The following is a 10,281-nucleotide window of genomic DNA, read 5'->3' as shown; positions in this document are numbered from 1 at the left end:
ATAGGCTTTTTCCGTATTCCGTATTCCGTATTCCGTATTCCGTATTCCGTATTCCGTATTCCGTATTCCGTATTCCGTATTCCGTATTCCGTATTCCGTATTCCGTATTCCATATTCCTTCATCTTTCCCTAGGATCTAGGACCCTAGGACCTAGTCCCCTACAACTCCCTATCGAGGACAGTCACTTTTGGCAGAAAGCAGTTCCTAGGCCCTAGGCCCCTAGGCTCTCCCTCCCCACCTATTCAGAACGGCGTTCTGTAAATGATTTTTTGGGAACATATCACAGTAAGTTCKTATCTTACTGTTTTTCCTTCTCTTAACTTTTTGCATCTTTTGAGCATGTTTTCATACAAAACTAATTCTTTGTCCAAAAAAACAGCAAACAGCGCTCTTAGTACAATAAAAACATTCCGTCAATATTGATGATTTATTCAGTTTGCGTAGTATACCAGCCTGCAAAATTCAACACTGCAAACGATAAAGTAGACCATATCGTAAAAGTTACAAAATCGTTTCAGTATTTTTGTGCGTTTAACCTTGTGAATAAGCTGGTTTTTGTCTGCGCAGTGTGATCAAGCGCTAACATCAATGGGCGGTAGCGTGTCTATTTTGCTAGTAGCCTAGTGAATAGTTATGCTTTTTTTGCTTTGATTAAGAAGTTAGACGTCACGTAAAAATTCCGCATTTAAAATTAAATTCGAATAAAAATTAAAATGGAACTCAACAACTTAAAGGTGTTGATTAGTAAGGTTTTGGCTATGAATGTTCTGTGTAAACTTATTCTACCTTGTGGGCTGCTCGTGCTTGCAGGCTGCTCGTCTTACCCCACGTCGCAAGCAGATAGCTACAGTGTGGTGTCTGGCATGCCCAATCACACCATTGAGTATATTCAGCACAGTGATACCAAATTGGGTAGCCAAATGAATGTTGGCGATACAGTCTCGCTGCCTCTTCAAACAGGCGAGCAATCCTTTCTTATTGAGCAACGCTACTTTTCCGCAATTGGCACGACGTGTTTCGCCATGCGTCACGTCGCCTCGTCTCTGAAATCCACGCAAACCTCGCAGTACAACCTTTGTGAATACCCCCAAGGTTGGGGCATTGTGCGAGCGTTTCGTAACTAGCGCTTATCGCCTCGCGCGTCGATTTACACCTCGCGATAAGCCCCGTGCCACCAAGCACTAGGGCTTCCTTAACAGGCCTAACAAGAGTGGGTTGTAGCACCTAACTTTGATTTCCAGAGAACCAACAAGAATGAAAAGACTAATCACTATTTTTCTAATTGCGTTTACGGTTACAACAGCCGCACAAAGCGCTTCACGCAGTGAGCTCATGGCCGCCGCTAAGCAAGCACAAGGCGTATCCAGTTCCGCAAACGCCTCTGACGACACTGTCAAAGCGAATTGGCAATCATCGAATTACGGCCCCGTGCAGAATCAGCAAACAACTCGCGATGACGCTGATATTCATCCCTTTGGTTACTCGCTCTTCCAAGGCGGTTTTCGTGGCCTACGGTCGGACGGGCTTAATCCCAATTACCGTATTTTGCCCGGCGATCAGGTCACGATAAAAACCTGGGGCGCCTTTGAAATGGAGCGTACCTTACCGGTTGATGCACAAGGCAACATTTTTATTCCCTCAATTGGCCCAGTGAATGTTAAAGGGATCCCCAACAGCCGTTTAAATACCGTAGTGTCAGCCGCGATACGCAAAACCTATTCAGATAAAGTTCGCGTATACACTAACTTGCAAGGCGTACAGCCTATCTCAGTATTTGTCGCAGGTTTTGTTGAAAACCCTGGCCGATATTCAGGCGTACCAAGCGATTCAGCGTTAATGTTTCTGGATCAAGCCGGCGGTATTGATGATCAGCTAGGTAGCTATCGAGAGATTTCGCTGTTGCGCGATGGCAAAGTCATCAGTCAATTAGATCTGTATCAATACATGCTAGAAGGGGAGCTCACTCACCCTCAGTTGCAACAAGGCGACACCTTATTAGTGACAAAGCGAAAGCCGACCGTCGTAGTGAAAGGAGATATCGGTCGCACATTCCGTTTTGAACTGAAAGATAGCAATACTCAAGGAGAGGAGATCCTAGCACTCACGCAATTGGATCCTGCCGTTACTCATGTATTGCAACGGGGTACACGTAACAAAGAGTGGATTGCGCACTACTTATCCTTGCAAGATTTCACTCATGTCGACGTTGCGGACGGCGATGAACTGGTCTTTGTTGGCGACAGCAAAGATCAACAAATCGTCGTTAAATTAGAAGGTGCGTTTACAGGGCAATCTAATTTTGTATTGCCCAAAAATACCACGCTGGCGGAACTGTTAACCAGTGTGGCCGTTGACCCGCAAGAAACGAATTATCAACAAATTTCACTGTCCCGCGTCAGCGTCGCCGAACGCCAGAAAAAAGCGTTGGATGAGAGCTTGCGCCGCCTTGAGGCGACTTACCTAGGTGCGTCTTCTTCAACCGCAGAAGAATCAGCAATTCGTGTACGAGAAGCGGAACTGATCAGCCAGTTTGTTCAAAAAGCCTCTCAAGTCGAGCCGGATGGCACCATGGTAGTAACCAACCAAGGCAAACTGACCGATATTCGCTTACAAGATGGTGATGTAATCCGGCTACCTSAGCGCAGCAGTACTGTGCTGATCACCGGTGAAGTCTTTGTACCGCAATCAATCGTCTTTACCCCGGGTAAAACCGCGATTGATTATATTGAAGCATCGGGTGGCTTTAGCCAGCATGCCAATGAAGACAACATTCTAATCGTGCGTCAGAATGGTGAAGTGGTGTCGGCTAAAGACTTTGCGGTGCAAGCCGGAGACCAAATTCTTGTGCTCCCGAAAGCGGCAACCAAAAACCTGCAATTAGCGTCAACCCTGACCCAAATCCTCTATCAAATTGCGGTATCCGCCAAAGTGATCATGGACTTGTAATGAGTTATCAACCTCGGCATCCATTAAAAGTCTGCAAACACGTTTGGCATGCACTGTTTATGCGCGAAGCCATGGCACGCATGAGCGCGGACCGGTTCGGATGGAGCTGGATTTTACTCGAGCCCATCCTTCACCTCATGATCTTTATTGGGGTGCGGCAACTGATGGGGCGAATAAAGTACATTCAAGGGGCGGAATTTATCCCTTGGCTGATCATCGGCATTATCACCTTCATGGTTTTTCGCGATGCCATGATGCGCTCCATGGGAGCGATACGCGCCAATAGCTCCCTGTTTGCTTATCGCCAAGTACACCCCCTTGACCCTGTTATTGTCCGCGCATTTCTGGAATTCACCATTCGCAGTGTGGTGCTAAGCCTCATTGTGGTGTCATTGATGTTTTTCGGCGGCTATCGCGGCCCCGATGAACCCTTGATTGTTATCGCAATGTGGGTGTTGGCGTGGTGGCTAGGGCTCAGTTTTGGCCTAGTGCTATCTGTGGTGGCGACCATTGCGGAAGAGGTCGAGAAAATCGTTAAGTTACTGATGTTTCCGCTTTATATGTTGTCGGGCGCTATGTTTCCTCTCAAGGCTCTGCCTCATGAATTGCGCGAAGTGTTGATGTATAACCCGCTAGTGCATGTATTGGAATTGCTCCGCCATGCTTACTTTCATGGCTACTACATGCTCAGTGGCGTCAGTTTACTCTACCCCGTGCAATGCGCGCTGGTGGCGAGCCTGTTGGGACTAATGCTGCATGTGCGGTTTAAATCAAGATTAATGTCAGCATGATAGAAGTTAAAAACATGTCTAAGCGCTACCACGGCCCCTTTGGTAGCAATTGGGTATTAAAAGACGTGAATTTTACCATTCCGCAGGGGGTAAGTGTGGGCGTGGTAGGCAAGAACGGGGCCGGTAAATCCACCTTGTTGCGATTACTCTCCGGCATGGATATGCCCGACCAAGGCACCATCGAGCGAAAATGCAGTGTTTCTTGGCCAATTGGCTTAAGTGGCGGCTTTCAGCGCAATATGACTGGGCGCCAGAACGTAAAATTTGTCGCGCGTATTCATGGTGATGAAAGCAAAATTCAACGCATTATTCAATTTGTTCAAGACTTCTCCGAAATTGGTGCCGCGTTTGATAAGCCCATTCGCACCTACTCAAGCGGGATGAAAAGTCGCTTGTCTTTTGGTTTATCACTCGCCTTTGATTTTGATGTGTATTTGTCAGACGAAGCCACCGCAGTCGGGGACAAAAGCTTTAAGCAAAAGGCCACTAAAGCCTTTAAAGACCGCATTGGTCAAGCCAGCATTATTATGGTGTCGCACAGCGAAGGAATCTTAAAAGATCTCTGCCAAGCAGGGCTTTGGGTTCATGAAGGTAAAGCGATTTGGTATGACGACCTAGAAGATGCCATACACGATTATCATAAGAGTATTAAAAAATGAAAGTAGTTCTTCGTAAGCATTTACAGTGGTTTTTATGCTTGGGCATTATTGTCGCTGCCGGTATTTATTACGGCTTACTCGCCACCGATCGCTACGTTTCGCAAGCCAATGTAGTATTAAAAAGCCCAGAAATTATCCCTACAGGTTTCAGTGTTTCATCATTGCTTTCGGGCACATCAGGGGCCGGTGATTTGTTGCTATTAAAAGAGCACCTTGAATCGGTAGATATGACGATCAAACTCCAAAAGGATCTCGATCTTCGCCATCATTACGCGCAAGACAACATCGATTTTATTGCGCGTTTATCCAGTGCCGATGTTCCGTTGGAAATGTTCCATCAATACCTACGCAAGCGAATCAACATTGAATTTGACGACTACACCAAGGTATTGCGTATTCGCGTTGAAGCGTATACGCCCGAAATGGCGCAGCGCATTGCTAAAACCTTACTGAATGAAGGTGAAAAGCATATGAATGCAATGGGGCGTCGCTTAGCGCAAGAGCAACTGAACTTTATTGAAAAACAAGTAAAAAACATGTCGGAGCGTTTGCATCAAGCGCGTGAAAAACTACTGGCCTATCAAAACCAACATAACCTTATTTCGCCCAAAGCGACGGTTGAAGAAACCTTGAAGATCATTGCTGAATTAAAAGGGCAATTGGCAATTACACAATCAAAGCGACAAGCGCTGAGCAGTTTTCAAACTGCGCGTTCGCCAGAAATGCAGCGGCTTAAAAGTGAAATTGATGCTTTAGAAACGCAAGTGCAGCAAGAAAAGCGATTGCTGACGCAAAATAAAGATCACGCGCTTAACCGTRTAACTGCCGAGTATCAAACCCTAGAAATGCAGGCTAAATTCGCACTCGAATTGTATTCAAATGCGCTGACCGCGCTGGAGACCACACGGGTTGAAACGGCGCGTAAATTGAAGCAAGTGTCTGTGCTGCAATACCCGAGCTTACCGGAATACTCGACTGAGCCTCGTCGTTTTCATAACTGGGTGGTGTGGAGCCTGATGAGTTTGTTCTTCTTCGCTGTTGTCCATCTTGGCCGCAGTATCATCCGAGATCATCGAGACTGATGGCGTAACATGGCAAAAACTCAGAGGGATAAACTGATTTGGCCAATATCTCCCGCGCCATTTATACACCGATTCACGCCAAAAGCGGCAAAACCTCAAGCCTTGTTGAGCATTGAGTTAAATCATGCCGAGCCAAGGGCTGAACAGGGATGGACAAAAAGCCATCAGCAATGGCTAGACAGTGTAACGCGCCATCAACTCAGTGTGCTTGGATTGGATCACGCACATTCAACCGCACAACCGCCTAGCGATCCGCGGAGCTATGTGCTGATGGTTCTCGAGCCTGATGATGTAAACCAAGCGGCGATCCAGAAAGCGGCACAGTATGCGCGGCAATACAACGCCCATATTTGGTTTGTGCTGGTTGACCAACAGTTACATAGACAATCCCATGTTCCTCGTCGTGTCATGCAGGTTTTGGCGCATGCACGTCAACAACAGCCCCTATTTTTGTGGCAACAACTGAATACTGAGAGTCGGCCCATTCACTGGGTTGCTAATGCAAAATGCGTGATCAGCGGGCGAGGTGAGCTACTGGTTGAAGCCGCTATGTATGGTGTGCCCTTTGTCACTTTGCCAGGAACGGCACAATCACTGCTCGCCACCGTTATGCATCAAACCGGATGCGCGCTTGGGTATGTAAAACACTGGTCATCGGCACAAATACAACAGTTATTGTTGGCCACATGGCTGCACAGCGATGTATGTGTTCAACACCCTGACACGCTTAAAAACATCACACCGTTGGCTGCTATTTCGTGGTTGGCGGTGCAAATGGCTGGTCGGCGACGCACGCCCAGCCATTTAGTGGCCTGTGGTGTTAACCCATACTGGCGACCAAGCTTTCGTGCTTTTTTTCAAGGCAGTCGGTTGCGTTTTATGCATCACAATGCAGCACCTGACACGATTCAACGTCACGAAACTCCGCTTATTTGGGGAAGCCGTCAACGCACCTATGGGGCGCGGTCGGTCTTGCGTGTTGAAGATGGCTTTATTCGTTCGGTTGGGTTAGGGGCGCTGTTTGCCAAGCCCATTTCTTGGGTGGTGGATAAAATGGGGATCTATTTCGATGCCACGCAGCCCTCAGAGCTTGAACATTACCTTGCTAATCATGAATTTAGCGAATATGAACGCCAACAAGGGCGCGCCCTGAAACAGCTATTGGTGGCGCAATCACTCACCAAATACAACACGGGTGGTGCGACCTGGGACCGGCCTACCACACAAAAACCAATACATTTGGTGGTTGGCCAAGTGGAATCTGATGCGTCACTTGCGTTGGGCTCTCCCTATGTGCGCACCAATATGGCCCTTCTTCAACAGGTGCGCCAACAATATCCAGACGCATACATTATTTATAAACCGCATCCAGATGTTATTGCAGGCGCACGAAAAGCAGGCGAGAACGAACAACGCGCCCAACAGTGGTGTGATCAAATAGAAGCCCATGTGGGCATTGAGCATCTTTACCCGCATGTCGATGCCGTACATGTGATGAGTTCGTTAGCTGGGTTTGAAGCACTGATCCGCGACAAGCACGTGATTTGTCATGGCCTGCCTTTTTATGCGGGCTGGGGCGTGACCGACGATCAGTGTTCGGTAGCGCGGCGCAATGTGCAGCGCACGTTGGATGAGCTGATCTATGCCGCGTATATTTGGTATCCGCTTTATATCCATCCTTATTCGGGCTACTACATCACCGCATTTGAGGCGGTGGAATTGCTGGCAAAACAAAAACAACAACGCCAACGGTTTAGCCAGAAAATAACTGGCTTAGTCGCCAAAACCGCCCGTCAACTCGCAGGGGTGAAATGACACAAAAAACCATTGCCATCGTCGGCACCTTGGCGGAAAGTTTAGTCGGGTTTCGTGGTGAGCTAATAAAAGACATGGTTGCCGCTGGGCACATCGTGTATGCCTTTGTTAGTGAAATGACCTTTACCCAGCAACTACGTATCCTTGAGCTGGGCGCCACGCCAATTCGTTATTCGCTGAGCCGTTTAGGGATTAACCCTTACCAAGATATTAAAACGGTGCATCAACTGTATACATTATTTAGGAAGTATCGTATTGACGTATCGTTTTGTTATTTCGCTAAGCCGGTTATTTATGGCACGTTGGCGGCAACCTTAGCCGGTATTCCACTGCGTGTGGCTAAGATTGAAGGATTAGGGCGACCCTTTACGCCACCACCTAACGGGTTCAGTAAAAAGCAAAAAATATTGCAGAACGTTCAAGTGTTTCTTTATCGCTGTGCGTTACGTTTTAGCCATCATCTTTTTTTACTCAACCCAGACGACAAGCGCGACCTGATAGACAAAAACCACATCCGTACCGGCCAAGTGCATTTGATAAATGGGATCGGCTTAAACCTGAACCATTACCAATTTCAAGCGCCGGTGACCGCACCTGTGCGTTTTGTATTTATTGGCCGCTTGCTCAATGAAAAAGGCATTTGGTACTACTTGCAGGCCGCTCAAGCCTTAAAAGAAGCCGGTTATCGAGCGGAATGCTGGGTGGTAGGTGCGCCCGATCAAGGGCGCGATGCGGTATCCCCGGAGCTGTTAAAACAAAAAGTGCATGAAGGAATTATTCACTACACCGGTAAAGTCGATGATGTGCGTATTCCACTAAAAAAATCCTCTGTGTTTGTTTTACCGTCTTACTACCGAGAAGGCGTGCCCCGAAGCACCCAAGAGGCAATGGCGATGGGCCGGGCGGTGATCACCACCAGTGGCCCTGGGTGCAAAGAAACCGTAGTACACCAAAAAAACGGCTTATTAATTCCGCCGCATGATCCGCAGGCGCTATTTAACGCGATGAAAGCCTACATCAACCACCCTGAGTGGATTATTCAACACGGAGCGGCGGGCTATCAATTAGCGTTACAGCGTTACGATGTAAAAAAAATCAATCAACACATGATGCAACGGATTGGGTTAGCAACCGTAGTATTGCCTCCGAAGCAGGTGGCAGACGTGACGCCCAATCGCATACCCAATGTCGCGAAAGAAAGAAGTAAAACAGAAAGCGCCGAATATACCGATTAATCAATTTAAACCAGTGGTTAGGTGAAATGGAGAGAAAAATGAAAGTCATTGCTAGCACCATAAAGAGTGCACAGTGGCAGGCGTGGCTGAGTCAGCAAACCAGCCCGTTTCCGGTTGTGCAAACGTGCACAAGTAGCATGGGCAACAGTGAGGCGGTGATTATTGCCACCCCTTGCACGCTAACGGATATTGACCAAAACTTGCAGGCCTTTGACGACGTAGTGCTGCACGTTTGGGATGCAAAATCGACCTTAGCCGATGCATTGCGTAATGGTGGTGACGAAACTGCCATTAATACAACGTTAGCCGAATGGATGGACGTTACCAAAACCCTGCTTGCATGGCTGCCAAACCACCAACACAAGGTTAATCTGGTTAGCCATACTCACGCGACCTTTTATATTGAGGCGTGGCAGGGTTGGTTGTGCTCCTTGGGCATTGAATGGCCAGACGCGTCTAGTATGGCACCGCGCACACAACAAGATGAATATGACATTTTCGCGGCGTATTATGTCACGCAGCACCCTGAGCTTGCGCAACTCGAACAGCTGCTGTTTAGTGTGACCTTGCCAATGGGTGATACTTACCCCACGTTACCCTTCGATATGACGGGTCTGGCCCAGCAAAGCCAGCAAGGCGTTCGCAAGCAGTATGAACTTGAGAAAATGCTAGCTGTAAAAGATGCGGAGAAGCATGACGCAGTTGCTCAACATCAGGTTGTTATTGAGCAGCTACAGCTAACAAACCAAAAATGCGATGAGTTAACGAAAGAAAAAGATAGCTTACTAAAGCAGCTAGAAGAGGCAGAGCAAAACATTGCCCTACGATTCGAAGAGCTAGCGTATATAACTAAACGTCATTTAGACACCGAAAGTACGCTAAGCAATGCATTGAAGCAGCATCGAGATGAACTAGCTCGAAAAGAAAAAGAAATCGCCACACTAAAAGAGAAACTTAATAAGCAAAGAGCAACAACAGAAAAACAACTAAAGCAGCAAACTCAAAAAGCAACACAGGCAATAACGAAAAATAACGAAATTAGTAAGGAATTAACCGCTTCCCGCAAAGAGAATGCGCAATATCGATTACAGATTGAAAAGTTAAGTGCGAGTTTTAGTGAAGAAAAAGAGAAGCATAGTGAGAGAGTGCTCGAGCTTGAGCTGAGCCTGAAAAAATCTAGCAATGAGCGAAATCACTATCGGGAGCAGTTCCATACAATGCAATCTCGTCATCATTCGCTCACGATACAGCTGGATGATGAAAAAAAAGCACGCGAGGAACTCACGCAACAACTTGCTCAAGCTAAGACGGATATTCAACAGCGCTTTTTCGAAATTGCTAAATTAACACAAAAACTTCTTGTACTAGAAGAACAGCTAGAACGTGAGACTCAGCGACAAGAGAGTATTCACGAACAAACTAGTGCTACAGAGCAAGACATTACACCCAAGAGACACTTTTTTGGAGACTTTAAGGGTATATCGACGCGATTTAAGCGAGCCAGAAAAAGTCGTCTTACACTGAAAAACCAAGCTAGCCTAATTAAAAASTCCGATCTTTTTGATGAAACATGGTACTCGAAAAAATATCCTGAAGTAAGCGCATCTAAACACAGCCCACAAGAGCACTATATACTGATTGGCGCAAAGAAAAACTATAGTCCTAGCGCTAAGTTTGATACAAGCTGGTACTTAAATAGTTATCCAGATGTAAAAGATGCTGGTGTTAATCCCTTAGTACATTACCTAAAGC

General features: G+C 46.9%; 8 protein-coding genes. All 8 read left to right on the top strand.

What is annotated here, in order from left to right; all coding sequences use genetic code 11:
- Positions 1 to 759: 759 nt before the first annotated feature.
- The gene (locus tag BZG83_RS14630; RefSeq protein ID WP_077481621.1) at positions 760 to 1,125 is read left to right on the top strand and encodes a hypothetical protein; all 366 of its coding nucleotides are present in this window, start codon (positions 760 to 762) and stop codon (positions 1,123 to 1,125) included.
- Positions 1,126 to 1,255: 130 nt separating this feature from the next.
- Positions 1,256 to 2,947, top strand: a complete 1,692-nt coding sequence (locus BZG83_RS14625) for a polysaccharide biosynthesis/export family protein (RefSeq protein WP_077481619.1) — start codon at positions 1,256 to 1,258, stop codon at positions 2,945 to 2,947.
- Entirely contained in the window at positions 2,947 to 3,738 is a 792-nt protein-coding gene (locus BZG83_RS14620) for an ABC transporter permease (RefSeq protein ID WP_077481617.1), read from the top strand. Before BZG83_RS14625 ends, BZG83_RS14620 begins: the two co-directional genes overlap by 1 nt.
- 14 nt (positions 3,739 to 3,752) lie before the next feature.
- The gene (locus BZG83_RS14615; protein ID WP_241828300.1) at positions 3,753 to 4,397 is read left to right on the top strand and encodes an ABC transporter ATP-binding protein; all 645 of its coding nucleotides are present in this window, start codon (positions 3,753 to 3,755) and stop codon (positions 4,395 to 4,397) included.
- Entirely contained in the window at positions 4,394 to 5,479 is a 1,086-nt protein-coding gene (locus tag BZG83_RS14610; RefSeq protein WP_077481613.1) for a chain-length determining protein, read from the top strand. The genes BZG83_RS14615 and BZG83_RS14610 overlap by 4 nt, the downstream gene beginning before the upstream one ends.
- Before the next feature lie 9 nt (positions 5,480 to 5,488).
- A complete protein-coding gene (locus BZG83_RS14605) occupies positions 5,489 to 7,294 on the top strand; it encodes a capsular polysaccharide export protein, LipB/KpsS family (protein ID WP_077481611.1) in 1,806 nt (601 codons plus the stop codon).
- The gene (locus tag BZG83_RS14600) at positions 7,291 to 8,529 is read left to right on the top strand and encodes a glycosyltransferase family 4 protein (protein WP_077481610.1); all 1,239 of its coding nucleotides are present in this window, start codon (positions 7,291 to 7,293) and stop codon (positions 8,527 to 8,529) included. Before BZG83_RS14605 ends, BZG83_RS14600 begins: the two co-directional genes overlap by 4 nt.
- Before the next feature lie 38 nt (positions 8,530 to 8,567).
- Positions 8,568 to 10,281 (top strand): hypothetical protein (locus BZG83_RS14595; RefSeq protein ID WP_198929741.1); only part of this gene is annotated, 1,714 nt, incomplete at its 3' end.

Source organism: Salinivibrio sp. PR919, assembly GCF_001995355.1.
Classification (GTDB): domain Bacteria; phylum Pseudomonadota; class Gammaproteobacteria; order Enterobacterales; family Vibrionaceae; genus Salinivibrio; species Salinivibrio proteolyticus.
The sequence above is the reverse complement of the archived record's forward strand: the minus strand, read 5'-3'. Positions and strand labels throughout refer to the sequence as shown.

Excerpts from the sequence above, each read along its gene's own strand:
- BZG83_RS14630 (WP_077481621.1), top strand. The coding sequence starts at position 760 with ATGAATGTTCTGTGTAAACTTATTCTACCTTGTGGGCTGCTCGTGCTT.
- BZG83_RS14620 (WP_077481617.1), top strand. The coding sequence starts at position 2,947 with ATGAGTTATCAACCTCGGCATCCATTAAAAGTCTGCAAACACGTTTGG.
- BZG83_RS14615 (WP_241828300.1), top strand. The coding sequence starts at position 3,753 with ATGTCTAAGCGCTACCACGGCCCCTTTGGTAGCAATTGGGTATTAAAA.
- BZG83_RS14605 (WP_077481611.1), top strand. The coding sequence starts at position 5,489 with ATGGCAAAAACTCAGAGGGATAAACTGATTTGGCCAATATCTCCCGCG.
- BZG83_RS14600 (WP_077481610.1), top strand. The coding sequence starts at position 7,291 with ATGACACAAAAAACCATTGCCATCGTCGGCACCTTGGCGGAAAGTTTA.